A 22,488-nucleotide genomic window follows, 5' to 3' on the forward strand; every position below is an offset into this window, starting at 1 on the left:
CGACACTCCCGTCCCGGCAGCCTCAGGAGTTACCACGGGGGTAGGATGAGAGATCGGCTCACTCACCGGGCGGTGGGCCCGGTCGGGGTGGGAGACTTGCCACATGCCCCTCACCGAGCCGCACGACGACCACTCCTCCGTGGAGGAGCCGGTGGTCGGCGCGCAGGACCCCGGTGAGACCCCCGCCACACCGCCCGAGCCGGAGCCCACCCTGCCCGAGCCGGTCCGGCAGCGGATCGTGTCGCTCACCGCCGCGGTGCTGCCCGGCCTGGCCGCCGACGAGGTGCCGGTGCCGCTGCGCCGGGTGGCCAAGTTCGCCCCCAACCGGCGCGCCCGGCTCGGCGCCCCGGCCATCGCCGCCCAGCTCACCGCCGACCCGCTGTTCCGGCAGCGGGTCACCGCCCGGGTGCTCGCCGACGCCGGCGACCTGGGCGCGGCCGTGGTGGACGGCACCGCCCCGGCGGCGGCCGACCCGGTCGAGGTGGCCGCCCTGGCCTACCTGGCCCGGCCCCGGGGCTGGCGGGAGCTGATCGACGCCAGCGGCGCCGCGGTGCGCGCCGAGGCGGACAGCGCCGTGGTCGCCGAGCTGGTCCGCGAGGCCGAGCAGCGCGCCACCCGCGCCGAGCACGACCGGGCGGTGGCCCGCGTCGAGGCGGAGAAGCTCCGCGACGAGCTCGCCCGGGTCCGCGAGGAGCTGGGCCAGCTCCGCGAGGAGGCCCGGCAGCTCACCCGTACCCTCCGGGAGACCCAGGCCCGGGAGCGCAAGGCCACCGAGATGCTGGCCACCGAGCGCGGCCGGGCCGCCCGCGCGGCCGCCGACGCGGACGCCGAGCTGCGCCGGGCCCGGGCCCGGCTGGCCGAGGCGGAGGCCGCGGCCGGGGTGGCCCGGGTCAGCGCCAAGGAGGCCCGCTCGGTCGACGAGGCCAGGCTGTGGCTGCTGCTGGAGACGATCGGGCAGGCCGCCGTCGGGCTCCGCCGCGAGCTGGCCCTGGACCCGGTGGACAAGCTGCCCGCCGACTTCGTCGCCGACGCGTTCGCCGACCGGCCCGGGACCACCCCGGCCGGGGCCGCCACCCGGGCCCGGGACACCGACGACCCGGCCCGCCTCGACCAGCTGCTCGCCCTGCCCAAGGCGCACCTGGTGGTGGACGGCTACAACGTCACCAAGCGCGGCTTCGGCGAGATGTCGCTGGAGCAGCAGCGCAAGCGGCTGATCACCGGGCTCGGCGGGATCGCCGCGCAGACCGGTGACGAGGTCACCGTGGTCTTCGACGGCGCCGAACGGATCCACGGGCTGCCGCCCGCGCCGCGCGGGGTGCGGGTGCTCTTCTCCCACAAGGGGGAGACGGCCGACGAGCTGATCCGCCGGCTGGTCCGCGCCGAGCCGGCCGGGCGGCCGGTGGTGGTGATCTCCTCCGACCGCGAGGTCGCCGACGGGGTACGCCGGCACGGCGCCTACCCGCTCGGCGCCGACTCGCTGCTGCGGCGGCTCGCCCGGTCCTGACGCCGATGATCGGGTTCGGGGTGGGTGCTGCCTCGTTGTCCGGTTCTGTCACACCCCCGGCCTAGCCTCGTGGTGACTGACGGTGGCGGGCTCCTCTCCGGTCCGCCACCGGCGACGCGTCAGGAGGCGTTGATGCTCATCGACTGCGACACCTGCGGGATCCGGGGCGCCGGGTGCTCCGGCTGCCTGGTGACCGCGCTGCTCGACACCGGTGCCGCGGCGGCCGACCTGGGCCCCGCCGAGCACCGGGCGATCGAGGTGTTCGCCCGGGCCGGCTTCGAGGTGCAGGTGCTGCCGGCCCCGCCCGCTCCCCGGCGTCGGTCCGGTCGCCGGGTGGCCTGATCCCGCTCGGCCACCACGGCCACCGCGCCGCCCCCGGGCCTTAGGATGAGCGCTCACGGCGGGAGGGGAGCGGGCATGAACCGGGTGGGGCGCGACGGGGTGCGGCGGTGACCCCGCGCGGCTGGGCGGTGCTGACCCTGGCCGGGCTGGTCGTCGCGCTGCTTGTCGCCGGGGCGCTGCTGGTGCCGTGGAGCCGGCCGCCGGCACCCCGCGCCGACCAGCTCGCGGCGCTGCGTGCGCTCCCCGTCGACCAGGTGGCCCGGGGTCGCGCCTTCCACGGCGCCCTGCGCCCGGCCGGCTGGTCGGCGCTCGTCGTCGGCCTCGTGGTGGCCCTGCTGCTCGGGCTCACCCCGCTCGGCGGCCGTCTGGTCGAGCTGGCCGGCCGGCCCTTCGGCGGGCACTGGGCCGCCCAGGCGGTGCTCGGCGGGCTGGCCGTGCTGTTCCTCGCCGACCTGCTCACCCTGCCCTTCGCCGCGTGGCGGCAGACCGTGCTGACCCGCTACGGGCTGAGCACCCAGGGCTGGGGCGGCTGGGCCGTCGACCTGCTCAAGTCGTACGCGGTCAGCGCCGTCATCGGCGCGCTCGTCCTGCTCGGCTTCTACACGGTGGTCCGGCTCGCCCCGCGCTGGTGGTGGGCGTTCGGCGCGGCCGGCGCCGCCCTGCTGGTGGTGCTGCTGTCGTTCGTGCTGCCGGTGCTGGTCGAGCCGGTGTTCAACCGGTTCACGCCCATGGAGCCCGGCCCGCTGCGCACCGAGCTGACCAGCCTGGCGGCCCGGGACGGGGTGCCGGTGCGCGACGTGCTGGTCGCCGACGCCTCGCGGCGGACCCGGGCGGTCAACGCGTACGTCTCGGGCCTGGGGCCGACCCGGCGGGTGGTCGTCTACGACACCCTGCTGCGCGAGGCGGACCCGGCGGAGGTGACCAGCGTGGTCGCCCACGAGCTGGGGCACGCCAAGGACCGGGACGTGTGGACCGGCACCCTCATCGGGGCGCTGGGCGCCGCCGCCGCGGTGGTGGCGCTCTACCTGATCGGCTCCTGGACGCCGCTGCTGCGGCTGGCCGGCGTCGACTCGATCGCCCAGCCCCGGGCGTTCCCGCTGCTGATCGCGCTGGTCACGGTCGCCGGGCTGGTGGCCACGCCGGCGCAGGCGCTGGTCTCCCGGCGGGTGGAGGCCCGCGCCGACGCGCACGCGCTGGCGCTCACCGGCGATCCGGTCACCTTCGAGGCGATGCAGCGCCGCCTGGCCGGGGTGAACCTGGCCGACCCCGACCCGCCCCGCTGGGAATACCTCTGGTCGGCGTCCCACCCGTCCACCGTGGAGCGGATGGCCGCCGCCCGCGCCTACGCCAGGGAGTCCGGCCGATGAGCCGCACCTTGCTGATCACCAACGACTTCCCGCCCCGCCCCGGCGGCATCCAGTCGTTCGTGCACCACCTGGCGGTGCGCCAGCCCCCGGGTTCCGTGGTGGTCTACGCGTCGAGCTGGCGGGGCGCGGCCAAGTTCGACGCCGACCAGCCGTTCGAGGTGGTCCGGGAACGCACCAAGGTGCTGCTGCCCACCCCGCTGGTGGCCCGCCGGGCGGCGCGGCTGGCCCGGGCGTACGACTGCGACACGGTGTGGTTCGGCGCGGCGGCCCCGCTGGGGCTGCTCGCGGCCGGGCTGCGCCGCCGGGCCGGGATCCGCCGGGCAGTGGCGCTGACCCACGGGCACGAGGCCGGCTGGGCCACGCTGCCCGGCGCCCGGGCGGCGCTGCGCCGGATCGGCCGGGGCGTGGACGTCACCACCTACCTCGGCGAATACACCCGGGTCCGGTTGGCCCGGGTGCTCGACGGGGTGACCGAGCTGCGCCGGCTCGCCCCGGGCGTCGATGTGGACACCTACCACCCCGACGTCGACGGTGAGCGGGTGCGGCTGCGGCTGGGGCTGGCCGACCGGCCGGTCGTGGTGTGCGTCTCGCGCCTGGTTCCGCGCAAGGGGCAGGACATGCTCATCCGGGCGATGCCGGAGATCCGCCGCCGGGTGCCGGACGCCGCGTTGCTGGTTGTCGGTGGCGGCCCCTACCGGGCGGCGCTGCAGAAGCTGGCCCGGCAGACCGGGGTGGAACGCGACGTGGTGTTCACCGGTTCGGTGCCCTCGGCGGAGCTGCCCGCCCACTACGCGGCGGGCGACGTCTACGCGATGCCCTGCCGGACCCGCAACCGGGGCCTGGACGTCGAGGGCCTGGGGATCGTCTACCTGGAGGCCAGCGCGACCGGGCTGCCGGTGGTGGCCGGCGACTCCGGTGGCGCGCCGGACGCGGTCCGCGAGGGTGAGACCGGCTACGTGGTCCGCGGCCGGGACGTGCCGCAGCTCGCCGACCGGGTGGCGACCCTGCTCGCCGACCGGGACCTGGCCCGCCAGCTCGGCGCGGCCGGCCGGGCCTGGGTGGAGCGGGAGTGGCGCTGGGAGACCCAGGCCGAGCGGATGGCCGCCCTGCTCGCCGGCTGACCCGCGGGCGGCCCCGGCGTCGTGCCGGGGCCACCACGTCCGATCGGGTGATCAGGTGCGGACGAGAGCCGGCTCCGCCGGGGCCGGCCGCGGCGACCGGCGGGCCGGCCGGCCCGGCCACCAGGTGCGCACGCCGAGGTCCAGGGTCAGCGCCGGGATCAGCAGGCTGCGCACCAGCAGGGTGTCGAGCAGGATGCCGACCGCCACGATGACGCCCATCTGCACCGACGGCACCAGCGGCAGCACCAGCAGCGCGCCGAAGGTGGCGGCCAGCACCACGCCCGCGCTGGTGATCACGCCGCCCGTGACGGTCAGCGCGCGCAGCACGCCCGGCCGGTGCCCGATCCGGGCGACCTCCTCGCGGGCCCGGGTCATCAGGAAGATCGTGTAGTCCACCCCGAGCGCCACCAGGAACAGGAACGCCTGCAACGGGACCCCGACGAAGAGCCGGGGATGGCCCAGGGCGTCGAGCAGCAGCCCGGCGGCCCCCATGGCGGCCGCGTACGACAGCACCACGCTGACCATCAGCAGCAGCGGCGCGACCAGCGACCGGAGCAGCAGCACCAGGATGACCAGGACGACCGCGAGCACCAGCGGGATGACCACCCGGTTGTCCCGGTTCACCGTGTGCTCCTCGTCGAGCACGGTGGCGGTCCGCCCGCCGACCAGGGCCCGTGCGTCCGGTACCGCGTGCACGGCGGTCCGCAGCCGGGCCACTGTGTCCCGGGCGGCGTCGCTGTCCGGCGCGGCCGCGAGCACCGCCGGCACCCGGACCCACCGGCCGTCCGCCGAGCGTTCCGGCGCGCCCACCTCGGCGACGCCCGGCACCGCGCGGGCGGCGGCCACCACCGTCTCGGCCGTCCCGGCGGCGGCCAGGATCTCGGCGGGCGCGGCCGAGCCGTCCGGGTAGTGGGCGGCGATCAGCCGCTGCCCGGCGACCGAGCCGACCTCGGTGGTGAACGACTCGTCGTCGGGCAGGCCCAGGCTGAGGTTGCCGATGCCCAGGGTCAGCGCGGCCAGCGCGGCGGCGGTGCCGACCCAGACCGCCCGGGGCCGGCCGGCGACCAGGCCGGCGATCCGGCGCCACACCCCGTGGTCGGCGGTGTGGTCGCGGGTGTCGGCACCGGGGCTGTACCGGGGCACGAACGGCCAGAACAGCCACCGGCCGCAGAGCACCAGCACCGCCGGCAGCAGGGTGGTCATGGCCAGCAGCGCCGCGGCGATCCCGACCGCGCCGACCGGACCGAGGCCGCGGGTGGCCGGCAGGTCGGCCGCGAGCAGGCAGAGCAGTCCGACCGCGACGGTCGCCGCCGAGGCGCAGACCGCGCCGGCCGAGCGGTGCAGCGCGGCCCCCATGGCGACGTGCCGGTCGGCGTGCCGGCGCAGCTCCTCCCGGTACCGGGCGATCAGCAGCAGGGCGTAGTCCACCCCGACGCCGAAGACCAGCACGGTGAGGATGGTCTGGCTCTGGAAGTCGACGGCCAGCCCGGCGTGCCGGGCCAGCAGGTAGACCACCGCCCCGGCGAGCTGGTTCGCGACGGCCACCCCGACCAGCGGGATCAGCCACAGCACCGGGCTGCGGTAGGTGACCAGCAGGAGCAGGGCGACGGTGAGCGCGGTGGCCAGCAGCAGCGCGCCGTCCATCCCGGCGAAGGCGTCGAAGACGTCGTGCTCGGCGGCCGCGTCGCCGGTCAGGGCGGTCCGCAGGCCGGGTGGCGCGCGGTCGGCGAGCCGGTCCTTCAGCGCGTCGACCGTCTCGGCGCGCCGCTCGTCGTCGAGGCTGACCGGCAGGGAGAGCAGCAGCGCCCGACCGTCGGCCGCGGCCACCGGCGGGGACACCGCGCCGCCGTCGGCGTACCGGGCGAAGGCGGCCCGGTCGGCCTCGACCCGGGCCCGGTCGGTCGGGGTGAGCCCGGAGTCGCGGACATAGACGGCGATCGCGAGGGGGTGCCGCGAGCCGGGGAAGGCCGCTTCGGCGCGTTGCACTGCCCGGCTGCTCTCGGCGCCGGCCGGCAGCGCGCCGAGGGTCGAGTTGTCCTGGACCTCGCCGAGCTTCAGCGCGAGGGGGCCGGCCGCCACGAGCAGCGCCAGCCAGAGGAGAAGGGCCGCGTACTTGCCGCGGCGGCCGGCGGGCAGGCCGGCCAGGCGTTGCGGGGACATCCGAGTTCCCTTTCGTCGTCACGGTTGCGGGGTCGGCGACCCCGCTTCCGATCCTTCGGCCCGGCCGGGCGCGGGTCAGGGGTGTCAGCGCGCCGGCCGGGGTGGTGCCAGCACCACCGATCCGGGACGGCCGGTGCCGCAGAATGAGGCCCGTGGACGGCGTACGCGGACTGCTCCGCACCTGGATCCGGCCCGGCGCGGTCACCGCCGCGCAGGGGCTGCTGATCGCCCTGCTGTCGTTGACCACGCACGTCGCGCTCTTCGTGCTGTCGCTGGTGTCGCTGGTGCTGATCCCGGCGTTCGGCGTGGGGTTCGCGCTGTTTCCGGTGGTCACCGCGCTGGTCCGGCTCTGCGCCGGGCTGCACCGCCGGCTGGCCCGCTGGGGCGGGGTCGAGCTGGCCACGCCCTACCTGCCGGCGCCGGCAGGCGCGCAGTTCGGCACCTGGCGGCGGTTCCGCTGGGTGGTGAGCGACCCGGCCACCTGGCGGGACCTGTCCTGGCTGCTGCCCGGCGCGGTCACCGGCGCGGTCTGCCTGGCCGCCTTCGTCCTGCCGCTGTACGGCCTGGAGGGCGTGCTCGGGGTCCCCCTGGTGCTGCACCTGACCGTCGGCTTCGGCTACGGCCCGTTCTGGCCGATCGACAACCTCCTCGAGGCGTTGCTCTGCTTCCCGCTGGGCGCGCTGTTCCTGGTCGGTGGGCTGGCCGCGGGGCGCTGGCTGGTCTGGCTGCACCTGGCCTTCGCCCGGTTCTTCCTGCCGCCGACCCGCAGCGCCGAGCTGGCACTGCGGGTCCGCCAGCTCACCGTCACCCGGGCCGAGACGGTGGACGCGCAGGCGGCCGAGCTGCGGCGGATCGAGCGGGACCTGCACGACGGGGCGCAGGCCCGGATCGTCGCGCTGAGCATGAGCATCGGCCTGGCCGAGCAGCTGCTGGCCGACGACCCGGAGGCGGTGCGGCGGCTGCTCGCCGAGGCCCGGGAGACCAGCGGGCAGGCCCTGGCCGAGCTGCGCGGGCTGGTCCGCGGCATCCACCCGCCGGTGCTCGCCGAGCGCGGCCTGGCGGGCGCGGTACGGGCGCTGGCGCTGGCCGTGCCGCTGCCGGTGGCGGTGGCCGTCGACCTGCCGGGCCGCCCGGCCGCCCCGGTGGAGTCCGCCGCGTACTTCGCGGTGGCCGAGGGGCTGGCGAACGTCAGCAAGCACAGCGGGGCGACCCGGGCGTGGGTCGAGCTCGGCCACGCCGACGGGCGGCTGACCATCGTGGTCGGTGACGACGGGCGGGGCGGGGCCGACCCGGCGGCGGGTGGCGGCCTGGCCGGGATGGGACGCCGGCTGGCCGCGTTCGATGGGACGATGGTGGTGACCAGTCCGGCCGGTGGGCCCACCGTCATCAGCATGGAGCTGCCGTGCGAGTTGTCATCGCCGAGGATCTCGCCCTCCTCCGGGACGGGCTGACCCGCATCCTGGAGGCGTTCGGCTGCCAGGTCGTCGGGGCCGTCGACAACGGACCCTCGGTGCTGCCCGCGCTGATCGCGCACCGCCCGGACGTCGCGGTGCTCGACGTCCGGCTCCCGCCCACCTTCACCGACGAGGGCCTGCAGGCCGCCATCCGGGCCCGCGCCGAGATCCCCGGGCTGCCGATCCTCGTGCTGTCCCAGCACGTCGAGCAGCTCTACGCCCGGGAGCTGCTCTCCGACCGGCTCGGTGGGGTGGGCTACCTGCTCAAGGACCGGGTGTCCCACGTGGACCAGTTCGTCGACGCGGTGCGCCGGGTGGCCGCCGGCGGCACCGTGATGGACCCGGAGGTGGTCGCCCAGCTGCTGGCCAGCCGGTCCGGGGCGGGGCCGCTGGACGAGCTGACCCCCCGGGAGCGGGAGGTGCTCGGCCTGATGGCCGAGGGCCGGTCCAACGCCGCGGTCGCGGCCCGGCTCTTCGTCACCGAGAAGGCGGTCAACAAGCACATCAACAACATCTTCAGCAAGCTGCGGATGCCGCCGTCGACCGACGACAACCGGCGGGTCCTGGCCGTGCTGGCCTACCTGCACGGAGAGGACGGCCGCCGGCCGCGGACCCCGGCCTGACCCGGCTCAGGAGGCGGTGTCGGTCAGGGCGGGGGAGCGGTCCAGGTACGGCCGGGCCGGCCCGGGGCGGCCGAAGTGCCAGCCCTGCCCGGCGTCGCAGCCGATCGCGCGCAGCCGGTCCGCCTGGTCGGCCGTCTCCACCCCCTCGGCCGTGACGGTCAGGCCGAGGGCGTGCGCCAGGGACACCAGGGAGGCGAGGATCCGCTCGTCGGTGCGGCTGCCCGGGTCACCGGCCGGTGCGCGCAGCCCGGCCACGAACTCGCCGGCCACCTTCAGCTCGCTCACCGGCAGGTCCCGCAGGTACGCCAGGTTGCAGTAGCCGGTGCCGAAGTCGTCGATGGCCACCCGCACGCCGAGGTCGGCCAGCACCCGCAGGGCGCGGACCGGCTCGGCCACGGTGCTCATCATGGTGCTCTCGGTGATCTCCAGCTGGAGCCGCTCGGCGGGCAGGCCGGTGCGTCCCAGCACCCCCTGCACCTCCTGCACGAGGCCGGGCCGGTGCAGCTGTCGGACGGCGAGGTTGACGCTGACGAACGGCGCGCCGCCCGGCCCGGCCGCCCAGCCGCGCGCCTCGCGGCACGCCTCGGCCAGCACCCAGCTGCCGAGTCGGACGATCAGACCGGTCTCCTCGGCCAGCGGGATGAAGCTGTCCGGCCGCAGCACGCCCAGCTCCGGATGGCGCCAGCGGACCAGCGCCTCCATGCCCACCACCCGGCCGTCGCGCAGCCCGGTCAGCGGCTGGTAGTCGAGGTAGAACTCGCCCCGGTCCAGCGCGGCGGGGATCGCCGCGGAGAGGGCGTACCGGGCCAGGTCCTGGCGGTTGCGGTCGGCGTCGAACAGCGACCAGCGGGCCCCGCCGGCCGCCTTGGCCCAGTGCAGGGTGCTGTCGGCGGCGCGCATCAGCTCCAGCGGCGAGGTGCCGGCCACCTGCCGCTCCACGATGCCGATGCTGGCCGACACGGTCAGCTCGTGCCCGTCGACCGGCGCCGGCTCGCTCACCGCGGCCAGCGCCGCCTCGGCCACCTTCACCACGTCCTCGGTGCCGCCGGTGCGCTCGACCAGGATGACGAACTCGTCGCCGCCCAGCCGGGCCACCAGGTGCTCGCCGAGCGCCCGGCGCAGTCGCCGGGCCACCGCCACCAGCAGCGAGTCGCCGACCTGGTGGCCGAGGGAGTCGTTGACCACTTTGAACCGGTCCAGGTCGAGGAAGCAGACCCCGATCCGGTCGGCGCCCCGCCCGGGCGCGGTGATGGCGGCGGTGAGCCGCTCGGTGAACAGCGTGCGGTTGGGCAGGCCGGTCAGCGGGTCGTGGGTGGCCTGGTGCCGGAATCGGGCCTCGCTGTCCCGCAGCGCGCGTTCGGCCGTCGCCCGGGCCGTCATGGCGGCCCGCCGGATGGCCTCCTGCTCGTCCAGCGTGCGGTCGCGCAGGGCGCGCGCGTACCCGGTGGCGACGGTGGCCAGCAGCCGGGCCATCCGGTCGTCGACGTCGTCGACGGCCAGGTCGAGATCCCGCACGAGGCGGAGCTGGATCACCTCGATGGTGCGGCCGAGCCCCTCCGCGGAGGCGATGTGCGACTGCACCAGCTCGGCGCCGACCTGCTGGCCGATCCGCAGGTCGAACGGGTCGGCGCGCAGCGCCAGCGCCAGCCGCTCGGTGAGCCGCTGGAGCAGCGCCTCCAGCTGGGCCTGCGTCATCGGCAGGTAGCTGGTCCCGGAGACCGCCTTGGCCCAGGCCCGGGCGAAGGCGCCGGGGCGCGAGCGGGTGGTGGCGGTGGCCCCGTCGTCACCCACCGAGCCGCCCGACGCCGCCCATGAAGACCGCCTGCGCGGCGTTCTCCGCGTGCTCCGGGGCGTCCGGCCGCCACTGCGGCACCCAGACCACGCCCGGGTCGACCAGGTCGAAGCCGGCGAACAGCGCGGTCAGCTCGGCGCGGCTGCGGATGAAGAGCTGGTTGTCGGTGCGCCGGTAGACCCGCTCGGCCTCGGCCCGCTCGCCGGTGCCCGCCCGGCCGTCGTCGCTGGCCTGCGACATGACCAGGTAGCTGCCCGGGGCCAGCGCCGCGCGCAGCGTCCGCAGGAACTCCTCCGGGCGGTCCTCGTCGGGGATGAAGTGCAGCACCGCCACGATCATCACGGCGACCGGCTGGGAGAAGTCCAGCAGCCGGAGGACGTCGGGATGGCGGAGGATCGCCTCCGGCCGGCGCAGGTCCTCCTGCACCACGGCGGCCCGCTCGTTGCCGGCCAGGATCTCCCGGCTGTGCGCCACCGCGACCGGGTCGACGTCGACGTAGACCACCCGCGACTCCGGGTCGATCCGCTGGGCGATCTCGTGCACGTTGCCCACGGTCGGGATGCCGGAGCCGATGTCGAGGAACTGGCGTACGCCGGCGTCGGCCAGGAACTGCACCGCCCGGCGGAGGAAGGCCCGGTTGGCCTGGGCCATCAGCGGCGCCTCCGGCACCGCCTCGACCATGGCCCGGGCGGCGGCCCGGTCGGCCGCGAAGTTGTGCGAGCCGCCGAGGTAGTAGTCGTACATGCGGGCCACGCTGGGGCGCTCGATGTCGATGGTCTCGGGTGCCCAGTCCGGCCGCTGCATGCGCTTGCCCCTTTGTGTCGGCGACGCGCGGGGGTCACCGCCGCGCGGATCACCCGGGTATTCTGCCCGCCCGCCGTCGCGGTGCAAAGACCGCCGTCGCTCCGCGTCCGGCCCCTCACCGTACGGGGTCGCGCGCTGCCCGGAATGCCGGAGAGGCCCGCGTCCGGCGTGCGGACGGGGGCCTCTCCGGCGTCGAACTGGCGGGACGCCGTCAGAACTTCGGCGCGTCCGGGGCCTCCAGCAGCCCCAGCCGCAGCGCGGTCATCAGCGCCTGCGCGCGGTTGGCGGCGCCGAGCTTCTCGTAGAGCTTCGAGATGTGCGTCTTGGCGGTCGACTCGCTGACGAACAGCTGCTTGGCGATGCCGGCGACGCTCATGCCGTCGGCCAGCAGCCGCAGCACCTGGCCCTCGCGGGGGGAGAGCTGCGGACCGGACGGGGCCAGCCGCCGCTTCATCGCCTCGGCCAGGTCGGCCGCGGTGAACGCGCTGGGGGAGGAGGCGGCGTGCCGGGCGGCGGCCACCACCTCGTCGGCCGGGGCGGTCTTCGGCACGAACGCGCTGGCCCCCGCCTCCAGGGCCCCGAAGAGCTGGTCGTCGCCGGCGTACATGGTGAGCACCACGATGCCCATCGACGCGCTGGACTTGCGCAGGGCGCGCGTGGCCTCCAGGCCGCTGCCGTCGGGCAGCCGCAGGTCCATGATCACCACGTCCGGCTGGAGCGCGCCGGCCTGGCGCACACCCTCCGCGGCCGTGGCGGCCTCGCCCACGACCTCGAACTGCCGGTCCCGCTCGAAGGCGTGCCGCAGACCCTTGCGGATCAGATCGTGATCGTCGACAAGGAGCACCTTGGTCCGGGTGGCCGGTGTCGGGCTAGTGGTCATCCTCGGGTTACTCCCCTTCTGCTGCTGTGCTGCCGCGCACACTATCGCGCCGGGGCGAGGAGCCGAGTACCACCGCCACGGTCGTGCCGCTGGGTTGCCGCGGCCTGATCTCCAACCGGCCCCGGATACGTTCCGCCCTCTCGGCCATGATCGCAAGACCGTAGTGCCCCTCGGGGCGCTGGTCACCGATGCCGTGACCGTCATCCGACACTTCGATCTGCGCGTACGGGGGGTCCACCTCACACGTGACCCACAGGTTCGCCGCCCCGGCGTGCTTGCGCGCGTTGGTCACCGCCTCCTGCGCGATGCGCAGCAACTCGGCCTCGGTGGCGGCGGGCAGCCGGGCGGTGGACTCGTCCAGGGACAGGTGCACCCGCAGGCCGCCGGAGGCGCCGACGGTGCGGGCGTACTCGGCGATGGCGGCGGCCAGGCCACCGTGCCGGTCCACCTCGCTGCGCAGCTCGAACAGGCTGAGCCGCAGCTCGGTGATCACCCGGGTGACCTCTTGGCGCAGCGTGCGCAGCGAGTCGGCGGTCTCCTCGGCGTCGTCGTGCACGGTGGCGAGGGCGTTGTCGATGCCGTACCCGACCATCACCAGCTCCTGGGCGACCCCGTCGTGGATCTCCCGGGCCAGCCGCTGCCGCTCCTCGTTGGTGGCCAGCGACCGCACCTCGTCGAAGAGCAGCGCGGCCTCCAGGCGCAGCGCCGCCGGGCCGGTCAGCGCGGTCACCCGGGACACCACCGGCGGCGGGTACGCGTGCGCGGCGTCCGCCTCGATGACCACCAGGCCGACCGTGCGCACGCCGGCGACCAGCGGCACGATCAGCGCCGAGACCTCCCCGGACTGCCGGGAGCGGGCCTGCGAGCGGGCCGAGGTGGTCGGCTGCTGGCTGGCCCAGGCGTCGGCGATGGCCGAGTCCGCGTCGAGCGTGGTCTCCCAGTCGACCCGGTCCGCGCCGATCTGGGCGAGGACCACCAGCCGGCCGCCTCCGCTGGCCGACAGCACCGCGCCCCGGTCGGTCTTCGCCACCACCCGCAGCTCCTCCAGCAGGTGCTCGGAGATGCCGCCCGGGTCCAGGGTGGCGCCGGGAAGCTGGCGGGCGACCGTGCGCAGCTGGGTGAGCAGCCGGGTGGCCTCCGCGTACGGCTGGGGCTTGCCCTCGCCGCGGACCCGCATCACCCGCTGGAGCATGCCGGCCGTGTAGAGGCCGAGGCCGGCCAGGATCAGCCACTGCGCGCAGACCGTCAGGTAGCCGAGCTGGCCGAGCTGCGGCTCGCCGCCGACCTCGGTGAAGGCCGCGCTGACCAGCAGGGTGGCCGCCGAGACCACGAGCAGCGCCGCGCCCTCGCGGAAGCGGCGGCGCAGCGCGGTCACGGTGACCGGCACGGCGAGGTACGGCAGCACCGCCGAGGCGCCCAGCCCGCCGGTGACCCCGGTGAGGTGGGTGTCGGCGGCGACCTGGCTGGCGGCCAGCCCGAGGACCACCACTTCGGCGAAGCGGCTGATCGGTGCGAGCAGGCGGTGCTGCGGCGCCAGCACGGCGGGCAGCCCGGCGACGCCGAGCAGGGCGATCCACCACAGCTGGGCGGCGTCGCGGGTGGCGAACAGGGTCAGGGCGGCGACCAGCGCGAGGAGGACCGCGCGCGCCGCGGCCGCGAGGGGCTGCGTCTGCGGGGGGCTGGGTGTGGAGGCGGGCACGTGACGGATGGTAGTCAGCCTCCGTAGATGTCCGCGATCTCCGCCGCGTACGTCTTGTGCACGACCTGCCGCTTGACCTTGAGCGAGGGGGTCAGCTCGCCGGTCGCCTCGGTGAAGTCCTGCGGCAGGATCCGGAACACCTTGATGGCCTCGGCCTTGGAGACGGACTGGTTGGCCTGGTCGACCGCGGACTGCACCTCGGCCCGCAGCGTCTCGTTCCCGCGCAGCTCCGCGACGCTGGTGTCCTCCGGGAGGCCGTGCGCGGCCAGCCACTTCGGCAGGGCCTCCTCGTCGATGGTGACCAGCGCCGCGATGAACGGCTGCCGGTCGCCGACCACGAGGCACTGGCTGACCAGCGGGTGCGCCCGCACCTGGTCCTCCAGCACCGCCGGGGCGACGTTCTTGCCGCCGGCGGTCACGATGATCTCCTTCTTGCGGCCCGTGATGCTGAGGTAGCCGTCCTCGTCGAGCTGCCCCAGGTCGCCGGTGCGGAACCAGCCGTCGGTGCTCAGCGCCTCGGCGGTGGCCGCCTCGTTGTGCCAGTAGCCCTGGAAGACGATCTCCCCGGAGATCAGGACCTCGCCGTCGTCGTCGATGCGGATGGTGACGCCGGGCAGCGGCCGGCCGACCGAGCCGATCCGGGTGTGCCCGGGCAGGTTCGCGGCGGCGGCCGGTGCCGTCTCGGTGAGGCCGTAGCCCTCGCAGATGGTCACCCCGATGCCGCGGAAGAAGTGCCCGAGCCGGGAGCCGAGCGGGGCGCCGCCGGAGATGGCGTCCCGGCAGCGGCCGCCCATCGCGGCCCGCAGCTTGCGGTAGACCAGCTTGTCGAAGAGCGCCTGCTGGGCGCGCAGCCCCAGGCCCGGCCCGTCGGGGGTCTCCAGCGCCTCGCTGTAGGCGATGGCGACCTTCTCGGCCCGGTCGAAGATCTTGCCCTTGCCGTCGGCCTCGGCCTTCTGCCGCGCGCCGTTGTAGACCTTCTCGAAGACCCGGGGTACGGAGAGCACGAAGGTCGGCTTGAACTCCTGCAGCTCGCCGACCAGGTTCTTGGTGTCCGAGCAGTGCGCCATGGTGGCCCGGGCCTGCACGACGCCGACCTGGATGAGCCGGGCGAAGGCGTGCGCCAGCGGCAGGAAGAGCAGGGTGGACGCGCCCTGGCGGAACAGGTTCGGCAGCACCGGGACGGCGTTGGCGATGTCGGCGTAGATGTTGCGGTGGGTCAGCACGCAGCCCTTGGGGCGGCCCGTGGTGCCGCTGGTGTAGATGATGGTGGCGATGTCGTCGGCCTTCAGCGTCGAGCGGCGTACCTCGACGTCGGCCGGGTCGACCGCCGCGCCGGCGGCGACCAGCTCGTCCACCGCGCCCAGCTCGATCTGCCAGACCTCGCGCAGCTCGGGCAGCCGGTCCCGGACCCCGGCGACCAGGGTGGCGTGCGCGGTGCTCTCGACCACCACGGCGACCGCGCCGGAGTCGGAGAGGATCCAGGCGGCCTGCTCGGCGCTGGACGTCTCGTAGATCGGCACGGTGACCGCGCCCGCGGCCCAGATCGCGTAGTCGAGGAGGGTCCACTCGTAGCGGGTGCGGCTCATCAGCCCGACCCGGTCGCCGGGGGCCACACCGGCCGCCACCAGGCCGCGGGCCACCGCGACGACCTCGTCGCGGAACTGCCGGCAGGTCACGTCGACCCAGGCGCCGCCGGTGCCCTCAGCACGCCGGACGAACTGCACGGCATCGGGGGCGACCTCGGCGTTGTCCCAGACCGGGTCGGTCAGGTTGGCCGCGTCGCCGACGGTGACGATCGGCGGAACGGAGAACTCGCGCACCTGCACTCCCTCGTGCTCGCACTGGCCGGGCCGGCCGTGGTCGGCTCTGTCGAAACCTACCCGCCCGTCACCGGGGAGGAGGTAGGGAGGTTGCCCGCCCGGCTGGTGGGACACGCGCGCGGCGGGCGCGTCGCGACGGGCGGGGGTGGAGCGGCACGCACCGGCCCACCGCCGGGTAGCCTCCCCCCATGGCGGACTCCTCCACCCAGTCGATCGTCGTCGGCGCGTCACCGGACCGGGTGGCGGCGGTCATCTGCGACTTCCCGCGCTACCCGGAGTGGGCCGAGGCGGTGCGGCGGGCCGAGGTGATCGAGGAGTACGAGGACGGTTACGCCAGCCAGGTCCGGTTCACCATCGACGCGGGCGTGATGGCCGACGAGTACGTGCTGGCCTACGAGTACGCCGAGGACATCTCCCGGATCGAGTGGCACCTGGTGGCGCCCTCGAAGATGCAGAAGTCCCAGCGCGGGTCGTACGACCTCGTCGACAACCCGGACGGAACGACCACGGTGACCTACACCCTCGAGGTGGAGCTGTCCGTGGGGATGCTCGGCATGTTTCGCCGCAAGGCCGAGAAAATGATCATGGACGCGGCGTTGAAGCAGCTCAAGCGCCGGGTAGAAGCACTCGGTGCGGCCCACTGACCCGACCGTCGTCCCGGTTGTCACGGTGAAGGAGCCGAACCATGGGCACCACTGATCCGGGTTCGGCCCGGGAAGAGGCCGAGCGCCTCGTCGCCATGCTGCTGGCCAGCGCGAAGCTGGCCGCCGCCTCGCCGGGTTCCGGTCCCTGGGGTCCGCTCGGCGGGATCCTGTCGGGTGTCCTCGGTCACACCCCGCCCGGCGAATCGTCCACCGCGCCCGGCGCCGGCGCGGGTGCGCGTTTCGCCACCGGCTCGGCCGAATGCTGTGTCTGCCCGGTCTGTCGCGGTATCGCGGCGTTGCGCGACCCGAGTCCGGAATTCGCCGAGCGTCTCGCCACCGGGGCCGGGGATCTGGCCGCCGGAGTGGCCAGCCTGCTGCGCGCGTTCACCCCGGCCGAGCCGGCCGGGCCGGGTGGCCCCACGGCTCCCGGCGGGTCCGACGGGGCGACCGCCGGGCCCGCGACGGGGGACCACGTGTGGCGCGAGGCGACCCGTACCGGGCATGATTCTCAGCCGGCACCCGAGCAGGACGTGTGGTCCGCCGCCACCCGGGGGGAGGGCGCGGCCGAGGCCGACGGGCCGGACGTGCCGGCGCCGAGCCGGCCGCCGGCGGACGCTCCCGTGGTGCCCGCCTCGCGGGCGTCCGTCGAGGTGGCCGAGGACGCACCAGGCGACGGGGCCTGACCACCGGACATCCCGGGACCGCACGGCCGGTTCGGCCGCGCCGGGCAGCACAGCAGAGGGGAGTGGCAGCGGTGACGCTGACCATCGGAGTCGACGTCGGTGGCACGAAGGTGGCCGGCGGTGTCGTGGACGACACCGGCAAGGTTCTCGTGCAGGCCCGACGGGACACCCCCGCCGACGACGTGGCCAAGACCCGCGACGTCATCACCGAGCTGGTCAGCGAGCTGGCCACCGGCCGGACCATCGACGCCGTCGGCATCGGCGCGGCCGGCTGGATCGACGCCTCCCGCTCCACCGTGCTCTTCGCCCCCAACCTCGCCTGGCGGGACGAGCCGCTGCGCGAGTACGTCAGCAACGCCACCGGCCTGCCGGTGATCGTGGAGAACGACGGCAACGTCGCGGCCTGGGCCGAGTTCCGCTACGGCGCGGCCCGGCACGCCGACGACTCGATGGTCATGTTCACCATCGGCACCGGGGTGGGCGGCGGGATCGTGCTCGGCGGCGAGCTGGTCCGTGGCGCCCACGGCATCGCGGCCGAGCTGGGGCACATGCTCACCGTGCCGGACGGCCACCAGTGCGGCTGCGGCCGGCTCGGCTGCATCGAGCAGTACGCCAGCGGCAGCGCCCTGGTCCGCTTCGCCCGCGCCGCCGCCCGCCAGGAGCCGCACCGGGCCACCGCCCTGCTGGAGCTGGCCGGCGGCGAGGCCGAGGGGATCAGCGGGCCGATGGTGACCGCCGCCGCGAAGGGCGGCGACCCGGTCTCCACCGAGGCGTTCGCCCAGGTCGGCCGCTGGCTCGGCACGAGCCTCGCCGACATGGCGCAGATCCTCGACCCGCAGGTGCTGGTGGTCGGCGGCGGCGTGATCGACGCCGGCGACCTGCTGCTCGGCCCGACCCGCCGGTCGTTCACCGACGCCCTGGCCCAGCGCAGCCGCCTGCCCGTCGCCGAGGTGCGCCCGGCCGAGCTGGGCAACACCGCGGGCGTCATCGGCGCCGCCGACCTCGCCCGGCGGATCTGACGTGGCCGTGGCAGGCGTGCCGCTGCGGGTCGTCTCCTACAACATCCACAGCCAGCGGGACGACACCGCGGCGCTGGCCGAGGTGGTCCGGGAGGCCGCGCCGGACGTGGTGATCGTCCAGGAGGGGCCGCGGCGGTTCCGGTGGCGACAGAAGTGCGCCACGCTGGCCGACTCGTTCGGGCTGGTCTTCGCGGCCGGCGGCCTGCCGGCGCTGGGCAACGTGCTGCTGACCAGCCTGCGCGTCCGGGTGACGGCCAGCCGCTGCCAGCGCTACCCGCTGACCCCGGGACGGCATCTGCGCGGCGCCGCGTACGCCGAGTGCCTCGTGGGTGGCACCCGGTTCCTGTTGGCCGGCTCCCACCTCTCCACCGACCCGGCGGAGCGGCCCGCCCAGGCGGCCGCGTTCAAGCGGGAACTGGCCGCCGCGACGCTGCCCGTGGTGGCCGGCGCCGACCTCAACGAGGGGCCGGACGGGGCGGCCTGGCGGACCGTCGCCGAGGGACTGACCGACGCGGCCGTGGCCGCCGACCGGGCCGACCGGCACACCTTCTCCTGCGCCGACCCGCGGCGACGCATCGACGCTCTCTTCGTCGACCCGCGGATCACCGTGGTCGACTACGACGTGGTGGACACCCCGCGTACCCGCCGGGCCAGTGACCATTTCCCGGTCCTGGTCGACCTGCTGCTGCCCGCCGGCGACTGAGCCCCCGCCCGCCGTCGCCGGCCCGTGGGGCTGGACAACGGCGGGCATTGTCGGCAGGATTTCGCACCGACCCGGCACTCGTGCCGCACAAAAGGAGATTCCCGGTGTCCTCCTCCACCGACCTCGGCCGCCCCGATCCGGATCCGACGGTCGCCCCGACCCGGGACGGCCGCCCGGTCTCCGACCGCGGCGACACCGTCTGCGTCATCGGCGCCGGAGCCAGCGGCCTGACCGCCGTGAAGAACCTCCGCGAGGCCGGCTTCGGCGTGGACTGCTACGAGCGGGAGACCGGCGTCGGCGGGGCGTGGAACTGGCGGCACGACCGCAGCCCGGTCTACGCCAGCACGCACCTCATCTCGTCCCGGCCGTTCACCCAGTTCCCCGACTTCCCGATGCCGGACGACTGGCCGGACTACCCGCACCACGCCCAGCTGCTGTCCTACTTCGAGCGCTACGCCGACCACTTCGACCTGCGCCAGCACGTCTGGTTCGGCACCGAGGTGGTCCGGGTGGAGCCGGTCGAGGGGGACCGCTGGGACGTCACCACCCGCAGCACCGGCGGCTACGGCCCGGAGCGCACCTCCCGCTACGCCGCCGTGGTGCTGGCCAACGGGCACAACTGGTCGCCGAAGCTGCCCCGCTACGAGGGGCTGGAGCAGTTCCGCGGCGAGGTCATGCACGCGTCGTCCTACAAGGACCCGGCGCAGCTGCGCGGCAAACGGGTGCTGGTGGTCGGCGCCGGCAACACCGGCTGCGACATCGCGGTCGAGGCGGCCCAGCAGGCGTCCCGCTGCTGGCACTCGACCCGCCGCGGCTACTGGTACGCCCCGAAGTACGTCTTCGGCCGCCCCGCCGACCAGGTGAACGACACCCTGCTCGCGTTGCGGGTGCCGCTGCGGGTGCGGCAGTGGCTCTACCACTGGACGCTGCGGCTCACCGTCGGCGACCTGACCCGGTTCGGCCTGCCCCGCCCCGACCACCGGGTCTACGAGACCCACCCGATCGCCAACAGCCAGCTCGTCTACTACGTGGGCCACGGGAGGGTCAGCCCGGTGCCGGACGTGGCGCGCTTCGGCGACCGCACGGTCGTGCTGGCCGACGGGAGCGAGATCGACCCGGAGCTGGTCGTCTTCGCCACGGGCTACCTGCCGCGCTTCGAGTTCCTGGAGGGCCGGGTGCTCGGCGACGCGGACGGCTCGGGCCGGCCCCGGCTCTGGCTGAACGCGTTCGCCGCCGGCCACCCCACCCTGGCCGTGGTGGGCCTGGTGCAGCCGGACTCCGGCATCTTCCCCATCTCGCACTGGCAGAGCGTGCTCTTCGCCCGGCTGCTCACCCTGCGCGCCACCCGCCCGGACCGGGCCGTCGCGTTCGGCAAGCGGGTCGCGGCCGGTCTCGGCGAGCGGTACTCGGCCCGGGTGAAGGACAGCACCCGGCACTGGTTCGAGGTCGGGCACGCCGACTACCTGCGCGCGCTCCAGCGGGCGCTCCACGACCTGGAGGACAAGTGAGCGCGAGGAACGCAGCGCAGCGGCGTCCCGCAGTCGCGAACGAAGGGCCGGCTCGGTGAGCGCCGAGCGGGTACGGGTCGTCCGCGGTTGGGAGTGGGCCCGTCCGGAGCGGCCGGCCCGCCGCGAGGTCGTCGCGGCGGTGCCCGAACTGGACCAGGCGAAGCCGCCCCTGCTGTTCGTGCCCGGCTTCGGCCACGGGGCGTGGGCGTTCGCCGAGCACTGGCTGGGGCACGCCGCCGGCCGCGGCTTCCCGGCGTACGCGCTGAGCCTGCGGGGGCACGGCGGCAGCGAGCCGGCGCCGGGGGCGACGCTGCGGTCGTACACCCATGACGTGGTCCAGGTGGCGGCGAGCCTGCCGCGGCGGGCGGTGCTGGTGGGGCACGGCGCCGGCGCCCGGGTGGTCGCGCACGCCCTGGCCCGCTACCCGGCCCGGGCGGCGGTGCTGGTGGCGCCGGTGCTCGGCGGCTGGGGCACGCTCGGCACGGCGCTGCGCCGCAACCCGGCCGGCACGGTGCCCGCCGTGTTCGGCGCCGGCCTGCGCCTGAACCGTCGGCAGCTGTTCAGCCGGGAGCTGCCCGACGCCGACGCCCGCCGGCACCTCGGCCGGCTGGGCCGGGCGGGCCGCCGGGCGCAGTGGCAGCTCCTCACCGGGCGGCAGCCGGAGCCCGCGGTGGGTCGCCCGCCGGTGCTGGTGCTGGGCAGCCCCGACGACCGGGTGGTGCCGCCGGCCGCGCTGACCCGGGCGGCCCGCCGCTACGCCTCGGCCCCGCTGCTGTTCCCCGGCATGGGGCACGACCTGATGCTCGACGCCCGCTGGCGGGAGCCGGTGGACGCGATCCTCGACTGGCTGGAGAAGGATCCGGCGCCCGCCGCCGGCTGAGCGCCGCCGCGGGTCACTCGGCGCCGGTGAGCCGGGCGACCAGCGACCCGCTCTCGTCCAGGGCGCGCAGGTAGGACCGGGCCCAGGCGTGGATGTCGTTGCGGCCCAGGTGCTCCCGCATGGCCCGCATCCGGGCCGCGACGTCCTCGGGCGCGGCCCGCAGGGCGGCCAGCAGCGCGGCCTTGAGCCCGTCCAGGTCGTGCGGGTTGACCAGGTACGCCTGCGCCAGCTCGGCGGCCGCCCCGGCGAACTCGCTGAGCAGCAGCGCGCCGGTGCCGTCGACCCGGGCGGCCACGTACTCCTTGGCCACCAGGTTCATCCCGTCCCGCAGCGGCGTCACCGCCATCACGTCGGCGATCCGGTAGAGGGCGACCAGCTCGGTGCGGTCGAAGGGCTGGCTGAGGTAGTGGATCGCCGGCTCGCCGACCCGGCCGAACTCGCCGTTGATCCGGCCGACCTGGTGCTCCACCCGGTCGCGGAGGATCTGGTACCGGTTCACCCGGTCCCGGCTGGGCACCACCACCTGCACCAGCACGGTGTCCCGGACCTTCACGTCTCCGCTGGTCAGCAGCTCGTGGTAGGCCTTGAGCCGCTGCTCGATGCCCTTGGTGTAGTCCATCCGGTCGACGCTGAGCACGACCCGCTCCGGGTCGCCGAGATCCTGGCGCAGCCGCCGGGCCCGGTCGGCGACGTCGGGCCGGGCGGCCAGCGCGCCCATCTCGGCGGCGTCGATGGAGACCGGGAAGGCGCCGATCCGGACCACCCGGTCGCCGACGCCGATCCGCCGGTCGGTGGCGGGCAGGTCGAGCACCCTCGTCGCGAGCTGGGCGAAGTTGTGCGCGGCCTGGGCCCGCTGGAAGCCGATGAGGTCGGCGCCGAGCATCCCGCGCAGCAGCTCGGCCCGGCGGGGGAGCTGCATGTACAGCTCCGGCGGCGGGAACGGCACGTGCAGGAAGAAGCCGATCCGCAGGTCGGGGCGGAGGTCGCGGAGCAGCCCCGGCACGAGCTGGAGGTGGTAGTCCTGCACCCAGACCAGCCCGCCGGGCTCGGCCACCTCGGCGGCGGCCTCCGCGAACCGCTGGTTGACCCGCTGGTACGCCTCCCACCAGCGCCGGTGGTACTCGGGCTGCTCGACGGCATCGTGGTAGAGCGGCCAGAGGGTGGCGTTGGCGAAGCCCTCGTAGTGGTCGCGGAAGTCCTCGCCGCTGAGCGCGACGGCGTGCATTCGGACCCCGTCCACGTCGGGCAGGTGCGGGGCCGGGCCGGTGCCGCCGGCCCAGCCCACCCAGGTCGCCGGCGTGTGCCGGAGCAGGGGGTGCAGGGCGCTCATCAGGCCGCCGGGGCTGCGGCGCCATTCGAAGGCGCCGTCCGGCGCCACACTGTCGTCGATGGGGAGGCGGTTGGCGACCACCACGAGGGGACTCTGTCGCATCTCGGGCATTCCGATCAGCAGAGGACCGGCCACCGGAGGAAGCGCACAACCCG

The 22,488-nt window shown here is 75.4% G+C and carries 19 protein-coding genes; 12 read left to right on the forward strand and 7 right to left on the reverse strand.

Annotation, left to right across the window (positions count from 1 at the left end):
• Window positions 1-103 precede the first annotated feature (103 nt).
• The 4 genes from RMN56_RS20335 to RMN56_RS20350 all read left to right on the forward strand — a co-directional run bounded on the left by RMN56_RS20335 (window position 104) and on the right by RMN56_RS20350 (window position 4,334).
• On the forward strand, window positions 104-1,504 hold the full coding sequence (locus tag RMN56_RS20335) for an NYN domain-containing protein (RefSeq protein ID WP_313719093.1): 1,401 nt from the start codon (window positions 104-106) through the stop codon (window positions 1,502-1,504).
• 132 nt (window positions 1,505-1,636) lie between these two features.
• On the forward strand, window positions 1,637-1,846 hold the full coding sequence (locus tag RMN56_RS20340; RefSeq protein WP_262282588.1) for a hypothetical protein: 210 nt from the start codon (window positions 1,637-1,639) through the stop codon (window positions 1,844-1,846).
• 107 nt (window positions 1,847-1,953) lie between these two features.
• Window positions 1,954-3,213 (forward strand): M48 family metallopeptidase, encoded by a 1,260-nt coding sequence (locus RMN56_RS20345; RefSeq protein WP_313719094.1) that lies wholly within the window; start codon window positions 1,954-1,956, stop codon window positions 3,211-3,213.
• On the forward strand, window positions 3,210-4,334 hold the full coding sequence (locus tag RMN56_RS20350; RefSeq protein WP_313719095.1) for a glycosyltransferase family 4 protein: 1,125 nt from the start codon (window positions 3,210-3,212) through the stop codon (window positions 4,332-4,334). The genes RMN56_RS20345 and RMN56_RS20350 overlap by 4 nt, the downstream gene beginning before the upstream one ends.
• A gap of 51 nt (window positions 4,335-4,385) precedes the next feature.
• Here RMN56_RS20350 and RMN56_RS20355 read toward each other — a convergent pair whose 3' ends face one another.
• Window positions 4,386-6,494, reverse strand: coding sequence for an MMPL family transporter (locus tag RMN56_RS20355; protein WP_313719096.1), 2,109 nt, complete (start codon window positions 6,492-6,494; stop codon window positions 4,386-4,388).
• Window positions 6,495-6,646: 152 nt separating this feature from the next.
• Here RMN56_RS20355 and RMN56_RS20360 point away from each other — a divergent pair, with 152 nt between their 5' ends.
• Together RMN56_RS20360 and RMN56_RS20365 are read left to right on the forward strand one after the other, a co-directional pair.
• Window positions 6,647-7,945 carry a sensor histidine kinase gene (locus RMN56_RS20360; RefSeq protein ID WP_313719097.1) on the forward strand — a complete coding sequence of 433 codons (1,299 nt, stop codon included), beginning with the start codon at window positions 6,647-6,649 and terminating at the stop codon, window positions 7,943-7,945.
• On the forward strand, window positions 7,897-8,571 hold the full coding sequence (locus tag RMN56_RS20365) for a LuxR C-terminal-related transcriptional regulator (protein WP_313719098.1): 675 nt from the start codon (window positions 7,897-7,899) through the stop codon (window positions 8,569-8,571). The genes RMN56_RS20360 and RMN56_RS20365 overlap by 49 nt, the downstream gene beginning before the upstream one ends.
• A gap of 6 nt (window positions 8,572-8,577) precedes the next feature.
• Here the strand turns inward: RMN56_RS20365 and RMN56_RS20370 are convergent, their stop codons facing one another.
• The 5 genes from RMN56_RS20370 to RMN56_RS20390 form a co-directional block, all read right to left on the reverse strand.
• Complete coding sequence (locus RMN56_RS20370; RefSeq protein ID WP_313724803.1) at window positions 8,578-10,266, reverse strand: putative bifunctional diguanylate cyclase/phosphodiesterase; 1,689 nt, start codon at window positions 10,264-10,266, stop codon at window positions 8,578-8,580.
• Window positions 10,267-10,354: 88 nt separating this feature from the next.
• Window positions 10,355-11,167, reverse strand: a complete 813-nt coding sequence (locus RMN56_RS20375; protein ID WP_313719099.1) for an SAM-dependent methyltransferase — start codon at window positions 11,165-11,167, stop codon at window positions 10,355-10,357.
• A gap of 211 nt (window positions 11,168-11,378) precedes the next feature.
• Window positions 11,379-12,047 (reverse strand): response regulator transcription factor, encoded by a 669-nt coding sequence (locus RMN56_RS20380; protein ID WP_007072219.1) that lies wholly within the window; start codon window positions 12,045-12,047, stop codon window positions 11,379-11,381.
• A 7-nt stretch (window positions 12,048-12,054) separates the two neighbouring features.
• Window positions 12,055-13,746, reverse strand: a complete 1,692-nt coding sequence (locus RMN56_RS20385) for a GAF domain-containing sensor histidine kinase (protein WP_313719100.1) — start codon at window positions 13,744-13,746, stop codon at window positions 12,055-12,057.
• Window positions 13,747-13,760: 14 nt separating this feature from the next.
• Window positions 13,761-15,566 carry an AMP-dependent synthetase/ligase gene (locus tag RMN56_RS20390; RefSeq protein ID WP_313719101.1) on the reverse strand — a complete coding sequence of 602 codons (1,806 nt, stop codon included), beginning with the start codon at window positions 15,564-15,566 and terminating at the stop codon, window positions 13,761-13,763.
• Between the two features lie 188 nt (window positions 15,567-15,754).
• Between RMN56_RS20390 and RMN56_RS20395 the strand changes: the two genes are divergently transcribed.
• The 6 genes from RMN56_RS20395 to RMN56_RS20420 all read left to right on the forward strand — a co-directional run bounded on the left by RMN56_RS20395 (window position 15,755) and on the right by RMN56_RS20420 (window position 21,003).
• Window positions 15,755-16,210: an SRPBCC family protein gene (locus RMN56_RS20395; protein WP_262282383.1), complete on the forward strand. Its 456-nt coding sequence runs from the start codon at window positions 15,755-15,757 to the stop codon at window positions 16,208-16,210.
• Window positions 16,211-16,251: 41 nt separating this feature from the next.
• Window positions 16,252-16,893 carry a hypothetical protein gene (locus tag RMN56_RS20400; protein WP_313719102.1) on the forward strand — a complete coding sequence of 214 codons (642 nt, stop codon included), beginning with the start codon at window positions 16,252-16,254 and terminating at the stop codon, window positions 16,891-16,893.
• A 62-nt stretch (window positions 16,894-16,955) separates the two neighbouring features.
• The gene (locus RMN56_RS20405) at window positions 16,956-17,912 is read left to right on the forward strand and encodes an ROK family glucokinase (protein ID WP_313719103.1); all 957 of its coding nucleotides are present in this window, start codon (window positions 16,956-16,958) and stop codon (window positions 17,910-17,912) included.
• 1 nt (window position 17,913) lies between these two features.
• Window positions 17,914-18,615, forward strand: a complete 702-nt coding sequence (locus RMN56_RS20410) for an endonuclease/exonuclease/phosphatase family protein (RefSeq protein WP_313719104.1) — start codon at window positions 17,914-17,916, stop codon at window positions 18,613-18,615.
• A 104-nt stretch (window positions 18,616-18,719) separates the two neighbouring features.
• Complete coding sequence (locus RMN56_RS20415; protein WP_313719105.1) at window positions 18,720-20,123, forward strand: flavin-containing monooxygenase; 1,404 nt, start codon at window positions 18,720-18,722, stop codon at window positions 20,121-20,123.
• 55 nt (window positions 20,124-20,178) lie between these two features.
• Complete coding sequence (locus RMN56_RS20420; RefSeq protein WP_313719106.1) at window positions 20,179-21,003, forward strand: alpha/beta hydrolase; 825 nt, start codon at window positions 20,179-20,181, stop codon at window positions 21,001-21,003.
• Window positions 21,004-21,016: 13 nt separating this feature from the next.
• Here the strand turns inward: RMN56_RS20420 and RMN56_RS20425 are convergent, their stop codons facing one another.
• On the reverse strand, window positions 21,017-22,435 hold the full coding sequence (locus RMN56_RS20425; RefSeq protein ID WP_313719107.1) for an alpha,alpha-trehalose-phosphate synthase (UDP-forming): 1,419 nt from the start codon (window positions 22,433-22,435) through the stop codon (window positions 21,017-21,019).
• Window positions 22,436-22,488: the final 53 nt, after the last annotated feature.

The organism is Micromonospora halotolerans, assembly GCF_032108445.1.
Classification (GTDB): Bacteria; Actinomycetota; Actinomycetes; order Mycobacteriales; family Micromonosporaceae; genus Micromonospora; species Micromonospora halotolerans.

Bases quoted from the DNA above. Each gene is read 5' to 3' on its own strand.
- RMN56_RS20335 (WP_313719093.1), top strand. From the start codon at position 104: ATGCCCCTCACCGAGCCGCACGACGACCACTCCTCCGTGGAGGAGCCG.
- RMN56_RS20340 (WP_262282588.1), top strand. From the start codon at position 1,637: ATGCTCATCGACTGCGACACCTGCGGGATCCGGGGCGCCGGGTGCTCC.
- RMN56_RS20350 (WP_313719095.1), top strand. From the start codon at position 3,210: ATGAGCCGCACCTTGCTGATCACCAACGACTTCCCGCCCCGCCCCGGC.
- RMN56_RS20355 (WP_313719096.1), bottom strand. From the start codon at position 6,494: ATGTCCCCGCAACGCCTGGCCGGCCTGCCCGCCGGCCGCCGCGGCAAG.
- RMN56_RS20370 (WP_313724803.1), bottom strand. From the start codon at position 10,266: ATGACGCAGGCCCAGCTGGAGGCGCTGCTCCAGCGGCTCACCGAGCGG.
- RMN56_RS20375 (WP_313719099.1), bottom strand. From the start codon at position 11,167: ATGCAGCGGCCGGACTGGGCACCCGAGACCATCGACATCGAGCGCCCC.
- RMN56_RS20380 (WP_007072219.1), bottom strand. From the start codon at position 12,047: ATGACCACTAGCCCGACACCGGCCACCCGGACCAAGGTGCTCCTTGTC.
- RMN56_RS20395 (WP_262282383.1), top strand. From the start codon at position 15,755: ATGGCGGACTCCTCCACCCAGTCGATCGTCGTCGGCGCGTCACCGGAC.
- RMN56_RS20400 (WP_313719102.1), top strand. From the start codon at position 16,252: ATGGGCACCACTGATCCGGGTTCGGCCCGGGAAGAGGCCGAGCGCCTC.
- RMN56_RS20425 (WP_313719107.1), bottom strand. From the start codon at position 22,435: ATGCGACAGAGTCCCCTCGTGGTGGTCGCCAACCGCCTCCCCATCGAC.